Source organism: Streptomyces sp. NPDC001544 (assembly GCF_042894285.1).
Lineage (GTDB): Bacteria > Actinomycetota > Actinomycetes > Streptomycetales > Streptomycetaceae > Streptomyces.
Map to the genome: position 1 here is coordinate 211,055 of NZ_JBIAVN010000011.1, position 22,096 is coordinate 233,150.

Sequence of the window (22,096 nt, forward strand, 5' to 3'; positions counted from 1 at the left end):
GCGTCGGTTGCGGGAGGCGATCCGGGCCGGCCGACTGCACAGTGGTGAGCGGCTTCCCGTCCTCCCGCTCTCTCGCCCACGGTCTCGGTGTGTCCCGCGGTCTGGTGCAGGAGTGTTACGCCCAGCTTCAGGCCGAGGGCTACCTCGTGACCCGTGCTGGCTCGGGCACCAGGGTCGCTGCGCACACACCCGTACCGCAGCTGCCGGTCAAGCACGCCACGATGCGGCCGGCCCTGCTGGCGGACTTCCAGTGGGGCGTGCCCGACCTGCGGTCCTTCCCCATGGCCGACTGGCTGTGGGCCATGCGCGAGTCCGCCCGGTCCGCCTCCGTCTCGGCGCTCGCCTACGGGGACGCCCGGGGCAGCGCGGTGCTGCGCGAGGTCCTGGCGGGCTATCTGCGGCGGGTGCGTGCCTGCGTGGCTGATCCGGAGCGGATGGTGGTCTGCTCCGGATATGCCCAGGGTCTCGGTCTCGCGCTGCACGCCCTGGCCCGCTCGGGGGTACGTACGGTCGCATACGAGGACCCGGGTTCGCCCGTGACGACGCGTTCCGCTGCGGCATGGGCGGGAATGGCGTCGGTTCCGGTTCCGGTGGACGACCGGGGCATCGACGTCGAGGCACTCGCCGCGACCGACGCCCGCGCGGTGGTGGTCACCCCGGCGCACCAGTGGCCCACGGGGGTCGTGCTGGCCCCTGAGCGTCGGCTGGCGCTGGTCGACTGGGCGGTGCGCCGGGACGCCGTGATCATCGAGGACGACTACGACGCGGAGTTCCGCTACGACCGGGATCCGGTCGGCACCCTGCAGGGCCTCGCCCCGGACCGTGTCATCTCCAGTGGATCGGTCAGCAAGTCTCTGGCGCCGGCGGTGCGGCTCGGCTGGCTGCTGTGCCCGCCAGGCCTCGACGCCTTGGTCGCGGAGCACAAGCACCTCAGCGACCGCGGCTCCCCGACGCTGGACCAGCTAGCCCTGGCGACGCTCATCGAGTCCGGCCGCTACGACCGGCACCTGCGCCGGGCGCGTACCCGCTACGCGGCCCGGCGCACCACCCTGGTGGAGGCGTTGGCCGCACACGCCCCAGGAGTCGCGGTGACCGGTCTGGCGGCGGGCTTCCACGCGGTCGCGCACCTTGGCCCAAACGCCGACGAACGGGCAGTCGTCACCGCGGCGCGGGAGCGGTCGGTCGGTCTGTACGGCATGAGCACGTGCCGTACGTCGGGGGCGACCACGCCGGCCCGGCTCGTCCTGGGTTTCGGGAACGTGAGTCACCACGCCCTGGCCGTCGGCGTCCAGGTGGTGGGCGACCTGCTCCGCGGTGACGGCCGTCACCCGCATGGCCGTGCTTCCGGACAGGTGTGAAGCACAAGCCAAGGGAAGGAAGGGACTCCTGTAGCGTCGGCCTCCCCATCCAGACCTTTGAGCCCGACCTGCTGGCGGCGCCTCGGGCTCTCTACGTGTTGTGGGGCGGGCAGCCCTGGGCAGCCGCGCCGGATTCTTGTGGCGTCCAGTCGGGGGCAGGGTCTTCGGCGAGCAGCGGCCGGAGGGCGCCGAGAACTGCGCCGATGCAGACGTCGCGCAGCTGAGTGCGGGTACAGGTCCCGTGGGTAAGCCAGTCGACGCAGAGGACCCGGACGAAGACAAGCCAGCTCTTCAGGACATCGGACACTGCCTCGCGGGCGCTCTCGTCCGCGAGTGGGAGTACGGCCAGCAGTCGGGCACGGAGTGCGTCCAGTTCGTTCGTCATGATCGTCTGGATCACCGGGTCGCCCGCGAGGACCCGGTTCGCCGCGAGGACGGCGTTGCGGTTCGCCACGAAGTAGTCGAGATGGACGTCCATGCCGTGGATGAGCTGCTCCGCCAGGGGGGCGTTGGGGTCGAGCTGTGTTCCGGCGAGCAGTTGGTCCGCTGCCTGCTGGTAGACGGCTGCGAAGAGGGCGTGCTTGCTGGGGAAGTGACGGTAGAGCAGGGCCCGAGAGACACCGGCCTGTTCGGCGACTTCCTCCATCAGCACATCGGCGTAGGGGTGTGCGGCGAAGAGCCGTGCGCCGACGGTGAGGAGCTGGGCGCGGCGGTCGGCGGGGCTGAGTCGTCGGCGCGGAGGCATGACACAGAGCTTAGTTGACATGGGTCTACTAGTGCACTCATCGTAGTAGACCCGTGTCAACTAAGTGTCGTACAGGACGGCTTGGAGGAATCATGGCCAGGACTCTGCGTCTACTCGCACAGCTGATGGGCTGGACCTGTGTGGCGATCGGCCTCTTCCACGTGGCACTCGGCAACGCGGCGATCCCCGGTGCCGCCTCCGCCGGTGCGACGGTCGACAGCTGGGGCCGGTTCATGGGCGCCGTGTTCGCCGGCTACGGGCTGGCTTGGCTCTGGGCCGTGCGGCAGCGTCCGGTCCCGGCTCGAGTGGTGCGGTGGCTGGCCGGCGTTTTCCTGCTGGGTGGCGCGGGCCGACTGCTCTCGCTCGCCGTGCATGGCTGGCCGCAGTGGTTTCAGATCGCACTGGCGGTGATCGAGCTCGGCCTGCCGCCGGTCTTCTTCTGGCTGGCCGACGCAGAGGAGCGGACCCTGCGCAGCAATGTGGAGGTCACACCTGCCAGGCGGTGAAAGTGCCTGAGCGCGCCTGGATCGGCCACTTGGACGGGGAGGTCGACGCTTCCGGTGGGGAACCGGGTGATCGTCGGCAGCGGTCCGGTGCCAGCGTTCGGAGTCCTTGGTGCGGGTGCCTGAGATCGGCATTCATCCGGAACGCCTTGCGGAACTGGGTGAAGCCGGCCGCCACAGGTCGCGTGTGGCCGCCCCTCCAACAGGGCGCGCTCGATCGCGAAGTCGCTTTCCTCGGCGTAAGAGGTCGTTCTCTTTCCGAACCTCGTGTGCGGTTTCTGCTGGTCAGGCATGAGAAGACAGTTGTTGCGGGAGTCTCGGTCCGTTGTTGGCCGAGATGTCGTGGGGGTGGCGGGTGCCATCGATGCTGGCGGTGTTGATGCGCGGCAGAAGGCCACGGCGGTGCGGGTGGAGGACCTCGAGGCCGAGTTGGAGCGGATCCGGGCCGATCTGGCGGAGGCGGAAGAGGTGCTCCGGCGCCGGGTGATCGGCATGGAGCGGTAACTGGAGGCGCTGGCGGAGGAGGATGCGCCCACCGTGGCCGTCGTGTCGCGGAGGAAGCCGGTGGGCCCGCGCCGGGCGGTGCCTCACCGCCAGTCTTCCGCCGGAACCGAGGTGTTGTCGATGGACTACCAGGCGTTGCTCGCCGCCGCCGTCGAGGCGGGAGGCGATGGTCTCGGTGCCCGTCGGGCGGCGGTGGTGCTGGGCTGGGACAGCCTCCGTCTCCCGTGTCGAGGGGGCGAGGGCCCGAGTTTGTGAAAACGGCTGGTGGAACGGCGCTTGTCGGCGTAGTGCTCTGGCGTGTACAGACGAACGTGCTCAGTCGTGGGACCCGGAGGACAACTCTGCGGCCGTGGGAGTGCCCGCGAGCGTCCATGACTCGACGGCGGTCTGAACCTGGAGCAGGCGGGCGTTGGCTCTCAGGGATGCGGATAGGCGAGTTGTCCAAGCGCACGGGCATGAGTCGGCGCTCACTGCGGTACCACGAAGAGCAGGGCCTGCTGACCAGTTCACCTTCCGACGCGGGGCAGCGTCACTATTCCGATGCTGCGGTCCAGCGCGTGTCACTCATCCGACAGCGAGCTGTGAACCAGGTCGAGGCGTACGTGTGCCTCTGGGGACGCCGTTCGAACGGTGGCGTGACGTCTGACCCGGGGGCGTGGCCTGATCGCTGTCTCCGTCACTCCGATCCGTAGTACAGCTGGAGGAACTCCTCCATTGCCGCGTCGACGCCGGCGCGGTCGCCGGTGGCGAGCAGGTCGAGCAGCAGTCCTCGGACGGTGGCGAGTCCCAGCCTGGCGCGGTTCCGGGCCGTGACAGGGCTCGCGCCTGCGCCGACCTCGGCCGCCACGAGCGGCTCCAGCCAGTCCGCCACGAGCCCATCAAGGATGGCGACAGCCTCGGGGCGGCCCCGCAGCGCCTGCCCGCAGATCTCGAAAAAAAGCCGCTCCTGGCCTTCGAGTTGAGGGTCGGCCAGTTTCTGCCACAGCAGCCGCCCGACATCGGCGGGCGAGAGACCGGGCTCCAGACGGAGCCGGGACAACAGATCGCGCTGGCGCCTCTCCGAGGTCCGGACGATCTCGACGAACAGCTGTTCCTTGGAGCCGAAGTAGTGGATCAGCATGCGATGGCTGACACCGATCGCGGCGCCCAGGCGACGGAGACTCAGGTCCGCGATGCCGTGCTTCGCGACATGCTCGACAGCCGCATCCACCAGTTGCGCACGCCGGCCCCTGTCCGTGTCTCGCCCTGCCTCGTCTTCGGGATGCGAGTCGTCCGGAGTCACCACACAGGGAGTGTACCAATTGGTACGCACTTCATGTACCGTGTGGTACATGAAGGCTGTCAGCGTGTCGATCGACGTACATCAGACGCCCGAGCAGGTCTACGACTTCCTTGATGTCATGGCTCACCACGAGCGGTTCACAAACCATTACCTGACCGACTGGCGCTACAGCGGCCCTGTTCGCGGCATTGGTTCGTGCGCCACGGTCACTGCCACCCTGGGTGGCGCGAAGACCGACGTCACCATCGAGGTCGTCGAGGCCGAGGTGCCCCGGCGCATCGTCGAACGCAACGTCAGCGCGGCCGGCCGACGACTGGCCCACGGCACTTACGTCATCGAACCGCTGCGAGCCGGTGGGACCCACCTGTCGTTCACGTACACCTGGTTGCAGGCCCCTCTCGCCGAGCGGCTGCTGGCCCCAGTCGTGCGAGCGGTGATGCGTCGCGCCAACCGCACGGTGATGCAACGCCTGGCCACCGAGTTGGCTCGCCACGTATCAGATACCAACCAGACGACGGCACATGCCGCATCTTCTCCCCGACGCCGGCACGACACCCATCGCGGCCCGGCCCAGTAGCGTTTCCAGCGTCCCGGCTCGGGGCGTCGAGCCGGGAGACAGAGCGGATAGGCGCACACGGACCGGGCCACGGAACGGAGAAGCGGCGCGGCACGAACACGGTCGGCACACAGAATGGCTGACGCCCGCCCCGGGGTGGCAGGCAGCCAGGAGCCCGGGGTCCAGGCCCTTCGGGATGCCAAGCATAAAGACCTCGGCACCGATGCCTAAGCTCACAGCGGTCCGAACCATCGAGCCATTTAAAGTGCCGTCGCGCACCGAGAGTGCAGCCTTCCCTGAGACTGGACCCGGCCGCCACGGCTGCGCGGCGAGGAGACATCCAAGGGCAGAACGCCGTCGTATGCAGCGGACAGCGAGAACCCGCCGCACCGATTGGAACCCGATGCCCGCCACCCCCGTATACAGATCGCCGCTGGCCGAAGTCGTGTCGCCCTATCCGGACTCGAGCACTTGAACCTCGGCTACATCCTGTGGGGGAGGCATGAACTACCGGAAGGGTGTCCCGGAGGCGACAGGCTCGGGGCATTAGCTGCACCAACTCTGTGAGGATCGTGCGGCGTAGCCGATCCGCTCTGTCCTGAGCTGCAGAGGACGGCCGGCTCCAGCGCGGCACGTGGCCGAGGCTCGCTGAACCGTCATGACCACCCGCTGCTGTACGATCCGCGGCGGGCGAGTCGCGCACGCCTCCCGCCGTTCACTGGCGCCCACGCCGCAGGTGATCGACCGGCCAAGGTCCTCCGGGGCCCGCGTCCCTTCGGTGTCCTTTCGCCCGGCGGGAGCGTGGGAGACCGTCAGGAACGAGCAGCAGATGCCCAAGAGGTAGTCCACCGATGCGCAGATGGCCCGTCTCCGTCAGGTCGGCACGGGCGAGAAGTACACGCAAGTGCTGCGGTTCGTGCAGTCCGGCCGATCCGATCGCTTCGTCATGTTCAGCGCTCGCGGGGCGGGCTGAGACCCGATCACCCAGCGCGCCGTCGAGCAGCTCCGGTGGATCTGGCCAGCCGGACCCGCACTGCACTGGGGCGAGAAGTTCGGTGAGCTGCGCTGCATAAGCTTTCCGTGGACGGACGCTCCCGACGAGGCGGTGGCGCTGGTACGGAAGGCGCTCACCGAAGCGGTGACCACGTGCCAGACCTGCCCATCGCCAGGGCGTAAGCGGGTGGTGTGGATCTTGGATGCCGAGTACGGCTGGAGCTTGCCGTGGGTCAAGACCTGCTGCGACCGTTGCTACTTCGTGCCGCGGAACCTCACGAGCGATCCGCAATACCGGTACTTGGTGGAGGAGTACGAGGAGCCCGAGCCTGGTGATCCGATCGGCTGCTGTGAGACGCTCGAGGAAGTGGCCGCAGAAGTCCGGGCGGAGTTCGACCAGGGCGGCATGTCGGCGCTGCTGGCGAAGTTGGAGAAGCTGCCAGAGTCGATGTGGCGCCGCAGTGCCCACTACGACGTCTACAGCGGTCACGCGGTTGTGATGGCCGTCGAGAAGGCGTGCGTGCCGCTACTGCACCGGGTGGGTCAAGCCGGCGCCTGGTCCGATCCGTTGTTGCCCGCGCACGAGCGGCGGCAGGTTCTCCAGGCCATCGATAGCTTGCTGGGAGTGCTCAGTGCGATGACCGCGGAAGAGCACCGCGGCTGACAGGAGCGTCGTCGCACATGTGCGAGAGGTGCGACAGGCAGAGGGCCGGAGTCGACCACTACCGGCCCTCTGCCTGGGGCGTGTCGGCGGCCGGACGAAGCGCGGAATCGAATGCAAACCGCGCTTCGGAAATGACCTATCGTCGTGCGGCAGCCTGCTGCAGGTGGCGACTCACGTCGCCGACGAGGCGGATGTCGACGTGTCGCTCGACGAAACGCCACTGCCCGCCGCGGCGCTCGAAGCGGTCGCGGTACCGACCGGCGGCGATGGGCTGCAGCGGCAGGTCGGGAAGCGCCTGCAGCACGGTGACGTAGGAACGTGCGACCGCCGTGCCGGTCTGTTCCTCGACCTCGATGGCGATGTTGGAGGTGACGTGCTGGGTTCGCGGCGTGCCGTCGGCATAGACGATCAGCGTGTCCTGGAACATCTTCTCGATCGCTTCCCTGCCGCGCACCGGCGTGCCGCTGCCGACGAAAGTGGCGTCCGCGAGCAGGAGACCGAGCCCTGCGAAATCGCCGTCGTCCACGAGTTCTGCGTAACGTGCGAGCAGGTTCTCCACAGCTCGGTAGCTCGATATCAGGTCGGCGGCCATGGCGGAGGATGAGGACACTGTCTGTCTCCAAGTACGAGGGGTGATCCTCGGCGTGTGCTGCCCATGATGGCAACGACAGGGCTGTGAGGTTTCCGGCGAAGTACCCGGAGGCGGCCTGCGCCTTCAGCCAGGTCTCGGCGGCGGGCGCGTACGCGGGGAAGCCGGGGGCCCGCGAGCAGGATCAAGGTCTATGGCTGGAGGTCGCGCTGGTACCAGATGCCTGACTTCCCGCCGAGATCGGCCGCGGAGGCAGGGCCAACCGGGACGAACGCGGCCTTCGTCAAGACTCTTCGGAACGCGGCGTTGGCGTGGGAGGTGGCCGCCCGCAGTGTGCGCAGCCCGTGCCGCGCTGCCGCGATCCGGCACAGCTCCCGGACGGTCGAGGTCGCCACGCCGTGGCCGGCGACCTGCTCCGCGACTCGATAGCCGGGGTTGGCAGTGCCGTCCTCCAAGTCGTACAGGTTGAACCTGCCCAGAACCGAGCCGTCATCGGCGACGAGCACGTAGAAAGCGCAGCTGCCGGCCTCCTGCTCTGCCGGCAAGGCGTCGTACCCGTCGGGGAACTGGTCGAAGAAGTCGTCGCCGCGGTCGGAGATCGAGGCAGCGAAGTAGGTGCGGTTCAACAGCTCGAAGGCCAAAACCGCCGGGGCGTGGCCGGAGTGCAGCCGCTTCAGCTCGGGCATTGCCCGACTCTACCCAGATCGTGCGCTGAGGCCACCTGAGTTTCCGTCAGCGGCAGACAGCCCCAGGAACAGGGCGCATGACGATCTACGGCTGGAATACCAGCTCTTGCAACGTATCTCCCTTGCGAGGAAGGCACGGAAGGTTCGCGCGGGCCGTCCGGTGAGACGCTGGACGGTGCCGGTGAGGCGGTCCGCCGCGCCCTCGGCGACAGCCCGGGCGACAAGTTGCGGAAGGCGGCCGACCTGCACGCAGTCAAATGACTGATGTACCGGATGCGGACGTTCAGCACAGTGGGGCGTGGACGCGAATTCTCCGTCCGCTTGACCCAGAGACTGCACAGAAAGGTTTCGAAGAGTGCGACTGCATGCCCGGGCCAACCACGGAGGGCGGCGCGGCCTCCTGGCCTTCGCCCTAGCGTCACTGATCGCCTTCGCCCTCGCCCTGACGACGGGGGCGGGTCCGGCTTCGGCGGCCGTCGGACCCAACCAGATCACCCACGTCTACATGAACCTCGCGAATCAGGGGAGCCAGTCGCAGCAGAACCAGTACCAGGGTCTGATAGACAGCCTCCGGCAGGCGTCGTCGCAGTTCACGGGTTCGTATCGCGGTAACACCCGCATCACCCAGTACAGCGACCAGGGGCTCATCCGGCTGAGCCTGCACGTCACCGCTTCCAACACCGAGACGAGCCTTTGGATCGACCCCAGCGACCTCTATGTTCTCGGATTCTCGAACCAGTGGAACCAGACCTGGCAGTTCAATGACAACAGGATCAATCTGGGTACGCGACTCGCTCAGAGCGGTTTCACGACCAACGGCAATGTCCAGACACTCTTCTTCGGCGGCGCCTACACGAGTCTCCCTGCCTCCGCCGGCGTGAACCGCAGCAACTTCCAGCACGACTACTCCGACATCATCGGAGCCGTGGAGCAGCTGGCGCATGTCACGAACCCGACCGGGGGCCAGGCCAACGGAAGTGACCAGCAATGGACGGCACGGTCGCTGCTGCTCCTGATCCAGGCCACCTCCGAGGCGGCACGTTTCTACGACATCAACGGGGTGTTCAGGACCACCATGCTCGGCGCCTACGGCTCCAGGGGACTGACCGCGTACCAGCAAAACCTCGAAAACGCCTGGAGCGCCGCTTCGGCTTTCGGCTACAACCTCACCAACTACGGGTCCGCCACGCCTATCACCACGACCGGCGGAATCTCCTGGAACCAGTGGAGCGACGTGGCGTCCCGCATCGCGATCATGCTGTACCGCATCACCGCGGTCCCCGATCAGGGAAACTCCGGCGACTGGAGCCATGACGAGCTCTGATGCCGGGCGCTGCCCAGGGGGGCGGGGCCTCGGCTCGTGGGCCGCGGCCCGCCTCTCCGGTACCGCGCGCCGGACGGCCGCGGTCCCGTCGACCGCTCGGGCGACGCGCGCCGTCTGCGAAAATCGAAGGCGTTCTCGGAGCGCCCGATGCGGTGCTCGTCGGCCAACAGGAGCACGCACAGTGTCGCCACAGCACGAAGCCGCCTCTTCCTCGGGGGGCAAGTGCCCCTCCGCAAGGGCCCGTCCTCGGCGCAGGGCCGCGAGCGTGCCGCGTCCGCAGGGCAGGGCCGGGAGGGCGTCGCCGCCGACCGGGGCCGCCGGGCCCAGCGGGCCGGGAAGGGCCGACAGCCGGCAAGGCCGGGCCGACCCACGAGGCCCGGGAGAGCAGGGCGCCCCAAGACCGCAAGGCGCTCCAGAACCGCGAGTCTGCCCAGGACCGCAAGGACCTGCAGGCCGACTGCGCCAACTGCTTCGGTCTGTGCTGCGTGGCCCTGCCCTTCGCCCGCTCCGCCGACTTTGCCGTCATCTCGCCGTCGGCGGTTTCATCGGTCTCGCCACCTTGCGCACCGACTCCTGCAGCGCGGCCATCAGGTCCAGGACCTGGCCCTGCTTCTTTTGGGCTTTGGTGTCTCGGGCAGCGGTTCGTCCTCCCGCTTGGACTCAATGATCTTGGCTGGGGCTGCGGTGTGGGAGTCGCGGGACTCCTCGTAAGTCGCTTACGGTCACGCCGAATTCGCGTTTCAGAGCTCTGCCCAGGTGTTTCGGATCGTGCACTCCCCACTTGGCCGCGATCGCGGCCGTGGAGATGTCGGAGCAGGCCGGGGCCACGAGGTCTAGACGGATCCGCAGCAGGCGTTCATGCCGGACCCAAGCGGCGAACGTCAGGTCGCTGCCTTTGAAGAGGGAGTGGAGGTGACGGACGGAGATACGGTGCAGGCGCGCGACACGCTCCGCACTAAGATGGGGATCGCTCAGGTGGGCCAGCACGTAGGTCCGGATGCGGTCGGCGAGACAACTGGTGACAGAGGTTCGCTCGGGGCTCGTGTCGGCGAACGCTGCGAGCAGGAGCGCGGTGAGAGCGTCGGCCAGATGCGCACGAGCCGCATCGTCCTGGACGGCGCCGCCGTCGACTGTGGACAGTGCGTGACCGAGGAGCCCACCGATCCCGTCCTGCACCGGTATGGGGCGTGCGGTGCGCTTGCTGATGGAGTCCACGTGCCTGCCGAGACTTGCCCGCGGTATGCACAGCACGGTCATGTCACTGGGGCCCGCACCGACGAGCCGGTAGGGCCTGGTGCTGTCGCAGGCGAACAACTCGCCCGGCTTGACGGTCGCGATCCGGTCGTCCTGGACCGCGGTGAGCGGACCGTGGTGCTGGAGGTTGAAGTGCATCCACTCCACATGCCCCCGGCCAGTTCCACCACGGTCGACCTGTACGCGGCGATCCGCCGTGACGCCAGGACGGGCATGGCGACGCGCGCGCTCATGCGGAAGTACGGCGTCGGCTACGAGACCGCCCCGAGGGCCCTGATCAGGAATCTGGGAAGTAGTCAGCGATAGTCGTTGAGCCAATCACCCGGGATCAGGTCACGAACGCGGTCGAGGTCTTCTGCCGTCCGGCCGCGAGCCAGGATGGCCGCGCCGTCGTCATCGCGCAGAAGGACATCCTGGCCCAGGAACCACCGTGTTTCCTCGCCGACGGGGTATGCCGGGAACGGCAGTCGGACGGAGTTCGCTTCCAGCAGTTCAAGGCTGTCGTCATCCGGGTCGAGGAAGTCGCAGAGCTCTTCATCGGCCTGCAGGGACTCGGACAAGACGATCTCCACGAAACAAAGAGACAGACGCTCCAACCAGTCCTCCCACCGCTCGGCGCTCTTGTCGGCAAGATCAAGCCGGATGAACACTGCAGGATCGTCATCCTGAAGACTGTTGAGAAGGACGCCCCACGAGGCGGCTCCCTGGTTCTCGTGACGGAAGACCAGAGCTTCCTTGCCGTCATCGACATACAGCTCCGCAGGGCCGAGCAGCACATCGTGGTTGCTGGTGAGATCCCGCCGACGTCCGAACATCACATACGCCTCGCGCAACGCCGTCGGCAATCGGAGACCCAGCCTTTCCTCGGCAGCGTCGAGATCGGCTTCCGCCCATCCGTCATCCTGCCCCAGGGCGGCGCCGGCCCAGTGGGCGGCGAAGCCCTGGATGAAGATCCATGCACCACTGCGGTCTTCGACGCCTCTGGCGAGCGACGCGGCAAGATCGAACCCTTGTGTCATGCCAGGACGATATCCGTCCCACTCACCAGCCTCTTCGCACCCCGACACGGCTGGGACGGGCGACCTCGGATGCGGAGCGGGTGGCGGCCGCCTGGGCCGGGCTGGACCTGCCTGGGCCGTGGCAGCCGCAGCCGTTCGAGGGCAGCGTGGAGGCGCTGTTCGCCGCCCGTTGTCCCGTAAACGCCGACGACCATCCGGCCGGACATATGGCCCGGCCCGAGGTGCAGGAGGAGGTCTTAGCGGGTGTTGGGACTTCTTGAACATGGCTCTGACCGCAGTTCCGTGAAGGGCGAGGCCGGCGCCGTCAGAGCGTTGGCTGTCCGAACCCGGCCTCCGCAGGGGCGGGCTGCGCTAGAACGCGACAGCCGACAGGGCGGCAGCGATTTCGACGGCCTGGTACCCGTAGGTATCCGCGGCGTCGACACGCAGCATGAGACAGAATCGATCGAGGGACTCGATCTCCCTGGCGAGACGCGTACATCATCGGCTCAACTACGCCCGCGCAGACCGTGTGTGCGAAACGTCGCGCCGGCCGGAATCTGCAAGGCCTTCGGGCCGTGTCGTGTCAGGCGTTCGCCGCGGCGACAGCCGCGCGGAACTCCTGCGTCATCAGGGCGACCGGGCCACGCTGGACCGGCGCCTCACCCGACTCACCCCAGACCCTGGCCAGCGCCGCTCAGTCAGAGCGCTCCTCAGATCCGGGCTCCGCGACCTCCCGAACCCTAGGGAGTGGGGGGCGGGGAAGTACGCATGTTGTCACTGAGGTTTGCTTTGGTGCGTGCGGTGGGGCGGGTGGGGCCGTTACGGTGCTGATCATGTCTGGTGCTCTCCAAAGCGATGGTCCGGCCCGTGAGGTTGCGGCGATGGGTGGGCGGTTGACCGATCCGGGGTGGCTGGTGAACGGCGACCCGGAGCAGGTGCTGGCGGCGTTGGACGGTGCTGCCGGGCAGAAAGAGGTGTTGGCAGCTGCCGTGTACCGGGCGTCAGGGCATGTGCACCGTGACGCCGGTACGGAGCTACGGCGACAGGTGCTGGCGCTGGACGCCGCCCGGTACGGAAACCGGGAACTGGCGAGAGGCATCGCCGAGGTGACAGTCTGTCAGGAAACCGACAGCTCCTGGGCCGTGCAGTGGGCGACCGGCAGCGGCCTGGACTCCCGGCTGCGGTATGCGTTGCCTGCGCCGGCCGAGGTGGGTGTGGTGGCGACGGTGGTGGTGGAGGGCCGCGGGCTCGCTGTCGCGGGATGCGAGGACGGCACACTGCACTGGTGGGATCTGGCAACGGGCAGGAAACTCGGCCAGGCCGTGACCAGGCACAGCGGCGCGGTGCGTGCTCTGACGACGGCGGTGCTGGACGGCCGTCCCCTCGCTGTGACCAGCGGCTCCGATGGGGCCGTCCGAGTGTGGGACCTGGCTGGGGGAGAAGCTGTTGGCGCGTTCCACGCCGACAACGATTCCTGGGTGAAATCGCTCGCCACCGGCGTGGTCGAGGGTCGCCCGGTCGCGGTGGGCACCCGCACCGACGGCGTGGTGCAGGTGTGGGATCTTGCCGCCCTCACCCAGCGCAGTGAGCCCCTGTCCATCCACACCGGCTTTGTGTCTGCTCTGGCGACGACGGTGCTCGGCGGCCGTCCGGTCGCTGTCACCAGCCACTTCGAGGAACTCGGGGCGTCGGATCCGATCACGGGGGAGGAAACCGTCCGGGTGTGGGACCTGATCACGGGACGGTAGCTCAGCCCCCTGAGTGATCGTTCCGAGTGGATTCCCGTGCTCGCAGACCCGATGCCCGACCGGACGATGGCAGCCGACAGCGACGGCGACGGCGACAGTGACGGGGAGGCACGGCACTGCGTCAGCCTGAGCCTCAATGCACAGGCGAAGTTCCTGGTCACGGATCAGACGTTGGAGTGCCCGATGGCTGTCAGTGCCAACGCCTACGAGATGCGTGTCTGGAACCTGGCCACGGGCGAGCAGGTGGGCGAGCCCGTTCCGGCCAGGTTCGTGGAAACGGCGGCCGTGAAGGTGCTCCACGGCCGCCCCGTCGCCCTCGTCGGCGGCCATGGGCCGGTCGAGGTGTGGGACCTGTCCACCCTCAAGCATCTGTACCCGCCGCTGATCGGCCACGTGAGCACGGTGCGGGGAACGGCGACGGCGGTGGTGGAGGGGCGTCACCTCGCCGTCACCGGGGGCGACGACAGATCGGTTCGGATCTGGGACCTCGATGGTCACAGAGAGACGGGCAGTCGGCCGACTGGTCACGCAAAGACCATACGAAGGTTCGCCACGGCCGTCGTGGATGGCCGTGCCGTCATCGTCACCAGCGACTCGGATGAAAAAGTGCGGATCTGGGACCTCGACGACGGGGGACAGCTCGGTAAACACCTGCCCGGTCACACCGGCGCCGTGGACCTGCTGACGGTGGGGATGGTGGCGGGACGATCCACTCTCCTCACGCGCGACATGAACAGGACAGTACGGATCTGGGATCTGGCCAGCCGGGAAGAGCTGCACGGACGGTCGACAAGGGAGTACACCGTCGTCGGTATCCATTTCTTCGCGGTGCTGGAGGGCCGCTTCATTGCCGTGACCTGGGAAGGACGTGTGTGGGACCTGGCCGCGAGCCAATGGATCGGAGTGCAGCCGAAGCAAGACCGCGCCCACGCTCTGGCCCTGGAAACGGTCGAAGACCGGAACATCATCCTGACCGGCTGCGGGACAGAAAAAGCGGTCCGCCTGTGGGACATGGCCACGGGTGAACCAATAGGGCCGCCTTTGACGGGACACACCGGCGACGTGTGGGCAGCGGCGGCGGGGATGCTGGACGGCCGCCTTGTGGTCGCCGCCGGTGGCGACGACAGAGCCGTGCGGCTGTGGGACGCAACCACGGGGCAGCAGATCGGCCAGTACGCCTTTCCGGCCGGTATCTGGAGCCTGGTGGTGGCGCCGGACGGGCGACTGGTGGTCGGTTTCGGCTCGGACATCGCAGTCCTGGCCCACCACTGATCGCTCGGTTGGCTTCGTTGATCTCCAAGGACAGCGTTTGTCGACGGTTTCCGGAGGCAGTTCGTGATCAACCGGCTCTGGAATGTGGATGAGAAATGACGGCACTGCGTGGATGCGAACGTCGGGACGGCCAGCCGCCCGAAGGGTGGCTGGCCGTCGAGGCAGGAAGTGGCAGCGGGCAGCACCTGTTTCTGCACTCCCGTGGCCGGTTGAGAGAGTGCAGCCCCTTGATGCTCGCGCGGTTTCGACCGGCGCTTAATCACTTGACCCGGTCCGTACGGTGTTCGAGTGAAGGACACTCTGATCAACGAACTCCGCACCGCGTATGACGCCCAACTCCGTGGTGTCACCCCGCCTGGCGGCAGCGTCCGCATCGAGAAGGACGGCCCCTTGACCCGCGTCGTCGGTTGGCACCGTGGCTTCGTCACGGGCCCACGCGACCTTGGCGTGTGCGGAGAGGAACTCGACACGCTCATAGCGCGGCAGCGTGACTTCTACGCTGCTCGTGGTGAGGCGGTCGAATGGAAGACTCGCGCCCACGATCTCCCCGCCGACCTCACCGATCGGCTCACCGCAGCTGGCTTCGTGGCCGAGGACAGCGAGACCGTGCTCATCGGCCAGTCCGCAGGCCTTGCCGCCGACCCCGTCCTGCCCGACGGCGTGACCCTCCGCCGCGTCACCGCCAGATCCGACCTCCAACGCGTCGCAGCTATGGAGAGCACCGTCTGGGGCGAGGACTGGAGCTGGCTGGCCGACGACCTGGCCGCCCGGATCGAGAGCGCCCCAGAGAACACCATCGTCCTCGTCGCTGAGGCACGCACCGAAGTCGTCTGCGCCGCCTGGCTGGTGTTCAAGGACGGCGTCGACTTCGGGGGCCTCTGGGGCGGCTCAACGCTCAAGGAATGGCGCGGACAGGGCATCTACCGGGCCATGGTCGCCCACCGAGCCCAGCTCGCCGCTGCCCGCGACGTCCCCTACGTCTACGTCGACGCCTCAGCCGACAGCGCCCCGATCCTCACTCGGCTTGGCCTCCACGCGGTCACCACGACGACACCGTATGTTTGGTCGCCGTGAGCTCAGCCGGCCTTCGCCGGCTCCCCGGCTCGGGCTCGGGTGCTGGCGAGGCGGTAGGAGTCGGTGCCGGTCTCGATGATGGTGCCGTTGAAGGTCAGGCGGTCGACGATGGCCGCGCAGAGGCTAGGGGCGGGGGTCGGTGAAGGTCTTGGTCCAGCCGCCGAAGGACTCGTTGGACGCGATGGCGACGCTGTTCTTCTCCTCGCGTTCGGTCAGGACCTGGAAGAGGAGCTCGGCGCCGTGGCGGTCGAGTTCCATGTATCCGAGTTCGTCGATGCAGAGGAGATCGACGCGGCCGTAGCGGGTGATGGTCTTGTTGAGCTGTTTCTCGTCGGCGGCCTCGACCAGCTCGTTCACGAGTTTCGTCGCGAGGGTGTAGCGGACGCGGTAGCCCTTCATGGCGGCCTCGGTGCCGAGGGCGATGAGCATGTGAGGCGTGAAGGATGACTCGGACCCGTTTACCGATCAGCCGGATGGGGACCGAGTAGCGGTTCGTGCGGACCGGGATCTGGCGACCGCGGGGTGAAGACCCGCCCGGTCTCGAACGGCTCCTCCGGCAACGGCATCAGCAGCGGTTGTTCGAGCGCGAACTCCTCGGCGATAGTCCTGGGCCTAGAGCCGATCCGGCGGGCGTCGTCCTGCCGGTCCCACTGCTCGACCATCTCGTTCAGCTCGGCGAGCGAGGATACCTCCGGGACGGGGACGAAGTGGTTGCGGCGGAAGTGGCCGATCTGGCCCTCGACGCCGCCCTTTTCGTGGGCGCCCTCGACGCCCGGGCGGCAGTAGAAGCTCTCGATGCCGTAGTGCGACTTGAACGCGATCCACCGGTCGGCCTCCACCCTGGCCCGGCTCAGTCCGAGCACGCGGGCGACGGCGGCCTTGAGGTTGTCGTAGCGGACCTTGCTCCGCGGGACACCGCCCAGCGTGCGCAGCGCGTGGACGTGGCCTTCGAAGAACGCCTCCTGGCCGCAGGAGGCGAACACGCGATGGACGGCCTTGCCCGAATACGACAGGCGGAAGGAGAACAGGTAGCAGGTCACCAACTCGCCGGCGAGGCGGATCGTCACGTCGCCGAAGTCGACCTCCGCCTCGTGACCGGGCTGGTGCGTCTGCGGGACGAACGCCTCCAACGGGGCCTTGCCCGACTCGACCAGGATCTCGGGCTTCCGGGCTGCGATGTAGTAGCGGACCATCCCGTAGGAGACGTCGGCACCGTGTTCCTCGACCAGCCGGTGGAAGATCCGGGTGACCGTGTGCCGCTGCTTGCGCGGCGCGTCCAGATCCGCCCGCAGGATGCCGTCGATCACCGGCTTGTACGAATCCAGAGCCGATGCCCGCGGCGGCAGCTTCTTGCGCGGCTCCGGCCAGGCCGAGTCCAACGCTTTCCGCACCGTCCGCCAGGTCACGCCGTGCGTGCGCTCAAGCTCGCGCATCGACATGCCACCGCGGTGGTCACGCCGGATCGCCGCGTACAGCTCGACCTTCGACATCCGCGGCATGACCAGCACCTTTCACCAGGAGCACCTCGATGCTGCCCTGGCAAGAACCCCAGCGCCTCCCAAACTCGTCGACATCACCCATCCGTGAATCCGGGCGCCTCCCAAACCAATCGACAAGTGACTTCACTACTGCTCGATAAAGCCACCCTGGCCTTTTGCACCGACTCGTTCAGCGCGGCCATCAGGTCCAGCACTTGGGCAGCTGCTCGGGTTCGGCCGCTTCCGGCAGCGGCTTGTCTTCGCGCTTGGACTCGATGATCTGCGCGATGGCCTCGGTGTACCGGTCTTGGAACTCCGGGCCTTCCAGTTGGTCGACGGTCAGGGTGTCCATGAGGGCGAGCGCGCCTTCGATCTCTTCGTCGGACACCTCGGTCGGCGGCGGGAGCAGCTCTGTGGGGTCGCGGATCTCATCGGGCCAGCGCATGGCGTGCAGAACCAGGACGTCATCGAGCACGCGCAGCAGGCCAGTCTCTCCCGGCCGGACCAGGGGTACTTGGCCACAGCCACTTTGGCCGACCGGCCGAGGGCCTGTACGAGCAGCTTGTAGGGCTTGGCCGCGACCGGGCCGGCCGGCTGCAGGTAGTAGCCCTCGGTGATTCGAATCGGATCGATGGGCTCCAGCGGCACGAACGCGTCGATCTCGATCGCCTTCGCTGTCGGCAGTGGCGGGTTACTCAGTTCCTCGTCCGTGATCGGGTGACCTGAGTCTTGGTCAGCTCGTATCCCTTGCCGATCTCGCTTTGGGAGACCTGACGGTCCTCAAGCTCGCACACCTTGCGGTAGCGGACCCGGCCACCGTCTTTCAGGTGGTACTGATGGAAGTGGATGCTGCGGTCCTCGGTCGCTCCCACGACGTTGATCGGCACCGTCACCCTTCTCTGAACTAAAGAGGTCGTCTCGTTTCGTGCCGAAGAGACAGGAGCTGAGCTCGGTAGGTTCGGATGGTTACGGGCAGGGGTTGTCAACGAGCGGCGCAGGACGGTTCAGCCGCCAGACCACGACGATCTCGCTGCCGAAGGGAACTGCGGGCGGTGTTGCCTTGGAGTGTTCCGGGGCCGACGGGTTGCGCCGCCCGTGAGGTTCTGTAAATGTTTACTGCATGGCAGACAGCAAGGCCGCTTTGCTGGCCGCGGCCGCGGAAGAGTTCGCACTGCTCGGCCTTCGGGGTGCGCGCGTCCAGGCGATCGTCAAGCGGGCCGGCGTCAACGAGCGGATGATCTACCACCATTTCGGCAGCAAGGAGGGCCTGTACAAGGCTGTCCTCGCAGATCGATTGGCGGCGCTGCGCGACGCCTGGCGGCCAGCCCTGGAGAGGGCGCTCACGCTGGCGCCTTATGAGGGCATGGTCGTGATGCTGGGCGCCTTCGCTGACGCCCTGTCCCGCCAGCCGACTCTGGTCGGCTTGTTGCTGCACGAGTCCCTGGACGGCTCGCAGGACCTGCCACTGCCCTCGGCCGAGACGCCACCCCGTGAACTTCGGGAGCTGTACGAACGCGGTCAGCGCGAAGGAGTGTTCCGCAAGGACTGCCCGGTCGAGATCGCCTACGGCGTAGCCATGAGCGCCCTCGTCGGCGCTTCCGTGCTGGCGCGACGCGGAGCGGTTGCGCTGGGCGGCCATGGGGCGGGCCCCACCACGCACACGGTTCGGGAACTCGCGCTCGGACAGCTCCTGGATGGCATGACTGGCCCGGCACCGTCCCAATAGCCAGCCAGCCAGCCAGCCAGCCAAGCGCGGCGCGACCCCAATAGCTCGGCCGGACAGCCACGCCCAGTGTGCAGTAAACATTTACTGATGGGAGAGTCACCCGGTGAGCACGCCCGTAACACCGATGAAGGAGGCGTCCGACGGACGCCTGCCGCGTCGCCTCGTCACTCTCATGATCACGGTCGCGCTGGGATCGATCATGATGCAGATGGACGCGACAATGACCAATATCGCCTACAACACCCTGCTGAAGGAGTTCGACACCTCGCTTCCGACTATCCAGTGGATCACTACTGGATACCTGCTGGCGCTGGCCGCGGTGATGGCCCTGTCCGGCTGGGCCCTGGAACGCTTCGGTGCCCGGACCATGTGGAGCACGAGCATCGGCCTGTTCCTCCTCGGGTCGGTGCTGTGCGGCACCGCCTGGGATGCCCACAGTCTCATCGCATTCCGCGTCATCCAGGGCCTCGGCGGCGGCATGGTTCTGCCCTTGGGCATGGCGATCCTTGCCCAGGAGGCCGGTCCGTCGCGACTGGGGCGGGTTATGGGTGTACTGGGGATCCCGTCCGCCTTGGGCCCGGTGCTCGGTCCGGTGGTCGGTGGCGCCATCGTCGATGACTGGAACTGGCGCTGGATCTTCTTCATCAACGTGCCGGTATGTATTGCCGCCGTCGCGCTCGCCTGGCGGACCATGCCGACCAGGCAGTCACGCAGTGCCGGGAAGCTGGACATCCTTGGTCTTCTGATGCTCTCCCCGGCCTGCGCCGTGGTGGTCCTCGGACTGACCGAGGCCAGCAAGTACGGTTCGTTCGCCGACCGGCACGTCGTGATCCCGCTGGCCATCGGGTTCTTGCTGCTCGCGGCATTCGCGGTGCACGCGCTGCGCACCGACAACCCGATCCTGGACCTGCGGTTGCTGAAGGTCCGCAGCTTCCTGTCATCCTCTGCTGTGCTCTTCTTCGCCAGCGTCGCCCTGTTCGGCGCGGTGGGCGTGCTGCCGCTGTACTACCAGCAGGTTCGGGGGCACAGTGCTGCGGAGGCGGGGCTTCTGCTGGCCCCTCAAGGCTTGAGCATGGCCGTTTCCCTGTCCGTGGTCGGCAAGTTGGCCGACCGGACATCTGCCCGCCTGCTCGTCATCAGCGGCCTGGGGCTCACCGGCACGGGTTCCCTGGTCTACACGCAACTCGGCGCGCACACCAACGAAGTGCTGCTCAGCTCCGTGCTCGTGCTGTCCGGGGCCGGCATCGGCATGGTCATGGTTCCCGCCATGGCAGCGGCGATCCGCGACATACCGGGACCGGTGGTTCCGCGGGCCAGCGCGGCGAACCGAATCATCATGCAGATCGGCTCCTCGTTCGGTGCGGCCGTGCTCATCCTCGTGGCCCAGAACCGCATCAACCGCCTCATCGGCACCAAGACCCTCACTGCCGATGGCCTGGCCGACGCCTACGGCAACACCTTCTGGTGGGTCATGGGCTTCGCCACCGTCTCCGTTCTGCTCGCCTGGCTCATGCCCACTCGCCCGAAACCGCACCCCACGGGCGAAGTTGCGGTCTCTGCCCTTTGACCTCCATGGCACTGAGTACATCGGCTGTTCGCGGTCCGCATCTCTTCGCGGACCAGGCCCTGTTTTCGTATAGCTACGGCCAACGGACAAGTAGCTCTCTGTAGCCGACGCGAGAGGTGTGTGTCCCGGGTTCGGCCGTTTTCGTCCCCGCGGTGACGTCCCCGCATCACCTTGGTCGCGTCTGGTGCGACTGAGAAGGGGGTGAGCGTGCGGCAGGACTGGGAGCCGGAGGACCTGATCGAGCTCTGGACGCTGCTCGAAGACGACATGAAGCGGCTGCGGAACAAGTCTGGGGCGAACCGGCTGGGCTTCGCGATGCTGCTGAAGTTCTTCGAGGTGGAGGGCCGGTTCCCGGAGTCGGTCTCGGAATCGGAGGTGCCGGCCGCGGCGGTGGCGTACGTGGCTCAGCAGGTGAAGGTGCCGGCTGAGGAGTGGTCGGCCTACGACTGGCAGGGCAAGGCGATCCAGCGTCACCGGGGCGAGATCCGGGCCGCGTTCGGCTTCCGGGCCGGCACAGAGGAGGACCAGGAGAAGCTGGCGGAGTGGCTGACGGCGGAGCTGTGCCCGGTGGAGCTGTCCCGGGACCGCCTGGCCGAGGCGGTGGTGGCCCGCTGCCGTAACGACCACGTCGAGCCGTCGGTGCCGGGCCAGGTGCGGCGGCTGGTGGCCCGGGCGGCGAAGGAGTTCGACGCCCGGTTCTGCCGCACGACGATGGACCGGCTGTCGCACATGACCCGCTCGCGGCTGGAGAACCTGGTGGCGGGTGGCGAGAACGACGAGGAGTCGAGCGGCGACGGGTCGGTGGCGGGCGGTGGCCGGTCGTTCTTCACCGAGTTGAAGGCGGACCCCGGGGCGCCTGGGCTGGAGAGCCTGCTGGCGGAGGTGAACAAGCTGCAGCGGGTGCGGAAGCGGAGCTGCCGGCGGACCGGTTCGCAGACGTGTCGGAGAAGCTGGTGGATGCCTGGCGGGCGCGGGCGTCTAGGGAGTACCCGGCGAAACTGCTGCGGATGAAGCCGGCAATGCGGCTGACGCTGCTGGCCGCGCTGTGCCACATGCGGCAGAGGAGATCACCGACTCGCTGGTGGATCTGTTCAACCAGCTGGTGCTGCGGATCAACACCCGGGCGGAGAAGCGCGTCGACAAGGAGTTCACAGCGACCTGAAGAAGGTGCGGGGTAAGGACGCGATGCTGCTCCGGGTCGCGGAGGCGGCACTGGCCGAACCGGCCGGCGTGAAGTACACCACCGCGCTCCGCCTCGGCACAGCGGAAGCCGAGCAGGTGCTCCGCCGGTTCACCCGCGGCGGCCCGAAGCACCCGACCTACCAGGCCATCGAGGAACTGGGGCGGGCGGTCCGTACGGCGTTCATCTGCGAATATCTGGTGGATGTCGAGCTGCGGCAGGAGATCCACGAGGGCCTGCAGATGGTGGGGAACTGGAACTCCGCGAACAAGGACCTGTTCTACGGCAAGGACGGCGACCTGACCGGCGCGGACAGAGAGAGCTAGGAGGTCAGCATGCTGGCCCTGTACCTGCTGCAGTCCGCCCTGGTCCACGTCAACACCCTGCTGATGCAGCAGGTCCTGGCCGAGCCCAAGTGGGCCGAGCGCCTCACCGAGGCCGACCGGCGCGCGCTGTCCCCGCTGTTCTGGACGCATGTGAACCCCTACGGCCGCTTCGAGCTGGACATGAACTCCCGTCTCGCCCTCGGCCCCACCCCCGCCGTGCCCGGGCAGCGCACGGCTCAGGAGGAGCCGGTGACGGCTGGCTGACC

Annotated in this window: 21 protein-coding genes and 6 pseudogenes; 15 read left to right on the top strand and 12 right to left on the bottom strand. The window is 67.7% G+C overall.

Annotated elements, in window-relative coordinates; genetic code table 11:
• Positions 1 to 89: 89 nt before the first annotated feature.
• Positions 90 to 1,358, top strand: coding sequence for a PLP-dependent aminotransferase family protein (locus tag ACFY0F_RS26625; RefSeq protein WP_388799155.1), 1,269 nt, complete (start codon positions 90 to 92; stop codon positions 1,356 to 1,358).
• A gap of 91 nt (positions 1,359 to 1,449) precedes the next feature.
• On the opposite strand, the gene ACFY0F_RS26630 is transcribed toward ACFY0F_RS26625, so the two are convergent.
• Positions 1,450 to 2,103 carry a TetR/AcrR family transcriptional regulator gene (locus ACFY0F_RS26630; RefSeq protein WP_388799158.1) on the bottom strand — a complete coding sequence of 218 codons (654 nt, stop codon included), beginning with the start codon at positions 2,101 to 2,103 and terminating at the stop codon, positions 1,450 to 1,452.
• Between the two features lie 92 nt (positions 2,104 to 2,195).
• Between ACFY0F_RS26630 and ACFY0F_RS26635 the strand changes: the two genes are divergently transcribed.
• From ACFY0F_RS26635 to ACFY0F_RS26645, 3 genes and pseudogenes are all read left to right on the top strand, one after another.
• On the top strand, positions 2,196 to 2,609 hold the full coding sequence (locus ACFY0F_RS26635) for a DUF4345 domain-containing protein (protein ID WP_388799161.1): 414 nt from the start codon (positions 2,196 to 2,198) through the stop codon (positions 2,607 to 2,609).
• A 345-nt stretch (positions 2,610 to 2,954) separates the two neighbouring features.
• Positions 2,955 to 3,110, top strand: a complete 156-nt coding sequence (locus tag ACFY0F_RS26640) for a hypothetical protein (protein ID WP_388799164.1) — start codon at positions 2,955 to 2,957, stop codon at positions 3,108 to 3,110.
• Positions 3,111 to 3,532: 422 nt separating this feature from the next.
• Positions 3,533 to 3,685, top strand: a pseudogene (locus tag ACFY0F_RS26645) (MerR family transcriptional regulator); the annotation flags it as partial.
• Between the two features lie 101 nt (positions 3,686 to 3,786).
• Here ACFY0F_RS26645 and ACFY0F_RS26650 read toward each other — a convergent pair.
• On the bottom strand, positions 3,787 to 4,395 hold the full coding sequence (locus ACFY0F_RS26650) for a TetR/AcrR family transcriptional regulator (protein WP_388799167.1): 609 nt from the start codon (positions 4,393 to 4,395) through the stop codon (positions 3,787 to 3,789).
• Between the two features lie 46 nt (positions 4,396 to 4,441).
• Between ACFY0F_RS26650 and ACFY0F_RS26655 the strand changes: the two genes are divergently transcribed.
• Both ACFY0F_RS26655 and ACFY0F_RS26660 read left to right on the top strand, forming a co-directional pair.
• Positions 4,442 to 4,969 carry an SRPBCC family protein gene (locus ACFY0F_RS26655; protein ID WP_388799170.1) on the top strand — a complete coding sequence of 176 codons (528 nt, stop codon included), beginning with the start codon at positions 4,442 to 4,444 and terminating at the stop codon, positions 4,967 to 4,969.
• Between the two features lie 1,171 nt (positions 4,970 to 6,140).
• A complete protein-coding gene (locus tag ACFY0F_RS26660; RefSeq protein ID WP_388799173.1) occupies positions 6,141 to 6,605 on the top strand; it encodes a hypothetical protein in 465 nt (154 codons plus the stop codon).
• A 136-nt stretch (positions 6,606 to 6,741) separates the two neighbouring features.
• On the opposite strand, the gene ACFY0F_RS26665 is transcribed toward ACFY0F_RS26660, so the two are convergent.
• From ACFY0F_RS26665 to ACFY0F_RS26675, 3 genes and pseudogenes are all read right to left on the bottom strand, one after another.
• Positions 6,742 to 7,197, bottom strand: a complete 456-nt coding sequence (locus ACFY0F_RS26665; protein WP_388799175.1) for a nuclear transport factor 2 family protein — start codon at positions 7,195 to 7,197, stop codon at positions 6,742 to 6,744.
• Between the two features lie 188 nt (positions 7,198 to 7,385).
• The gene (locus ACFY0F_RS26670) at positions 7,386 to 7,880 is read right to left on the bottom strand and encodes a GNAT family N-acetyltransferase (RefSeq protein WP_388799177.1); all 495 of its coding nucleotides are present in this window, start codon (positions 7,878 to 7,880) and stop codon (positions 7,386 to 7,388) included.
• Positions 7,881 to 7,997: 117 nt separating this feature from the next.
• Positions 7,998 to 8,096, bottom strand: a pseudogene (locus ACFY0F_RS26675) (ergot alkaloid biosynthesis protein); the annotation flags it as partial.
• Positions 8,097 to 8,235: 139 nt separating this feature from the next.
• Here ACFY0F_RS26675 and ACFY0F_RS26680 point away from each other — a divergent pair.
• Positions 8,236 to 9,204 carry a ribosome-inactivating family protein gene (locus ACFY0F_RS26680; RefSeq protein WP_388799180.1) on the top strand — a complete coding sequence of 323 codons (969 nt, stop codon included), beginning with the start codon at positions 8,236 to 8,238 and terminating at the stop codon, positions 9,202 to 9,204.
• Positions 9,205 to 9,650: 446 nt separating this feature from the next.
• A pseudogene (locus ACFY0F_RS26685) lies at positions 9,651 to 9,740 on the top strand (pentapeptide repeat-containing protein); the annotation flags it as partial.
• A gap of 124 nt (positions 9,741 to 9,864) precedes the next feature.
• On the opposite strand, the gene ACFY0F_RS26690 reads toward ACFY0F_RS26685, so the two are convergent.
• The gene (locus tag ACFY0F_RS26690; protein ID WP_388799183.1) at positions 9,865 to 10,596 is read right to left on the bottom strand and encodes a helix-turn-helix domain-containing protein; all 732 of its coding nucleotides are present in this window, start codon (positions 10,594 to 10,596) and stop codon (positions 9,865 to 9,867) included.
• Positions 10,597 to 10,754: 158 nt separating this feature from the next.
• Positions 10,755 to 11,477, bottom strand: a complete 723-nt coding sequence (locus ACFY0F_RS26695; RefSeq protein WP_388799186.1) for an SMI1/KNR4 family protein — start codon at positions 11,475 to 11,477, stop codon at positions 10,755 to 10,757.
• Positions 11,478 to 12,283: 806 nt separating this feature from the next.
• On the opposite strand from ACFY0F_RS26695, the gene ACFY0F_RS26700 reads away from it, so the two are divergent.
• The 3 genes from ACFY0F_RS26700 to ACFY0F_RS26710 all read left to right on the top strand — a co-directional run bounded on the left by ACFY0F_RS26700 (position 12,284) and on the right by ACFY0F_RS26710 (position 15,553).
• Entirely contained in the window at positions 12,284 to 13,207 is a 924-nt protein-coding gene (locus tag ACFY0F_RS26700; RefSeq protein WP_388799189.1) for a hypothetical protein, read from the top strand.
• A 36-nt stretch (positions 13,208 to 13,243) separates the two neighbouring features.
• Positions 13,244 to 14,479 (top strand): WD40 repeat domain-containing protein, encoded by a 1,236-nt coding sequence (locus ACFY0F_RS26705; RefSeq protein ID WP_388799192.1) that lies wholly within the window; start codon positions 13,244 to 13,246, stop codon positions 14,477 to 14,479.
• Between the two features lie 288 nt (positions 14,480 to 14,767).
• The gene (locus tag ACFY0F_RS26710; RefSeq protein WP_388799195.1) at positions 14,768 to 15,553 is read left to right on the top strand and encodes a GNAT family N-acetyltransferase; all 786 of its coding nucleotides are present in this window, start codon (positions 14,768 to 14,770) and stop codon (positions 15,551 to 15,553) included.
• Between the two features lie 2 nt (positions 15,554 to 15,555).
• On the opposite strand, the pseudogene ACFY0F_RS26715 reads toward ACFY0F_RS26710, so the two are convergent.
• The 5 genes and pseudogenes from ACFY0F_RS26715 to ACFY0F_RS26735 all read right to left on the bottom strand — a co-directional run.
• Positions 15,556 to 15,985 (bottom strand): annotated as a pseudogene (locus ACFY0F_RS26715) (ATP-binding protein); the annotation flags it as partial.
• Positions 15,986 to 16,011: 26 nt separating this feature from the next.
• Positions 16,012 to 17,052 carry an IS21 family transposase gene (gene istA / locus ACFY0F_RS26720; protein ID WP_388799197.1) on the bottom strand — a complete coding sequence of 347 codons (1,041 nt, stop codon included), beginning with the start codon at positions 17,050 to 17,052 and terminating at the stop codon, positions 16,012 to 16,014.
• A 181-nt stretch (positions 17,053 to 17,233) separates the two neighbouring features.
• Positions 17,234 to 17,506 carry a hypothetical protein gene (locus tag ACFY0F_RS26725; protein WP_388799200.1) on the bottom strand — a complete coding sequence of 91 codons (273 nt, stop codon included), beginning with the start codon at positions 17,504 to 17,506 and terminating at the stop codon, positions 17,234 to 17,236.
• Positions 17,507 to 17,571: 65 nt separating this feature from the next.
• Positions 17,572 to 17,775: pseudogene (locus ACFY0F_RS26730) on the bottom strand (Ku protein); the annotation flags it as partial.
• A complete protein-coding gene (locus ACFY0F_RS26735; protein WP_388799203.1) occupies positions 17,727 to 17,918 on the bottom strand; it encodes a Ku protein in 192 nt (63 codons plus the stop codon). The pseudogene ACFY0F_RS26730 and the gene ACFY0F_RS26735, both read right to left, overlap by 49 nt.
• A gap of 233 nt (positions 17,919 to 18,151) precedes the next feature.
• On the opposite strand from ACFY0F_RS26735, the gene ACFY0F_RS26740 reads away from it, so the two are divergent.
• The 4 genes and pseudogenes from ACFY0F_RS26740 (at position 18,152) to ACFY0F_RS26755 (ending at position 22,094) form a co-directional block, all read left to right on the top strand.
• Positions 18,152 to 18,757 carry a TetR/AcrR family transcriptional regulator gene (locus ACFY0F_RS26740; protein ID WP_388799206.1) on the top strand — a complete coding sequence of 202 codons (606 nt, stop codon included), beginning with the start codon at positions 18,152 to 18,154 and terminating at the stop codon, positions 18,755 to 18,757.
• Positions 18,758 to 18,860: 103 nt separating this feature from the next.
• A complete protein-coding gene (locus ACFY0F_RS26745) occupies positions 18,861 to 20,324 on the top strand; it encodes an MDR family MFS transporter (protein ID WP_388799209.1) in 1,464 nt (487 codons plus the stop codon).
• Positions 20,325 to 20,531: 207 nt separating this feature from the next.
• Complete coding sequence (locus ACFY0F_RS26750; RefSeq protein ID WP_388799212.1) at positions 20,532 to 21,335, top strand: DUF4158 domain-containing protein; 804 nt, start codon at positions 20,532 to 20,534, stop codon at positions 21,333 to 21,335.
• A gap of 174 nt (positions 21,336 to 21,509) precedes the next feature.
• Positions 21,510 to 22,094: pseudogene (locus tag ACFY0F_RS26755) on the top strand (Tn3 family transposase).
• Positions 22,095 to 22,096: the final 2 nt, after the last annotated feature.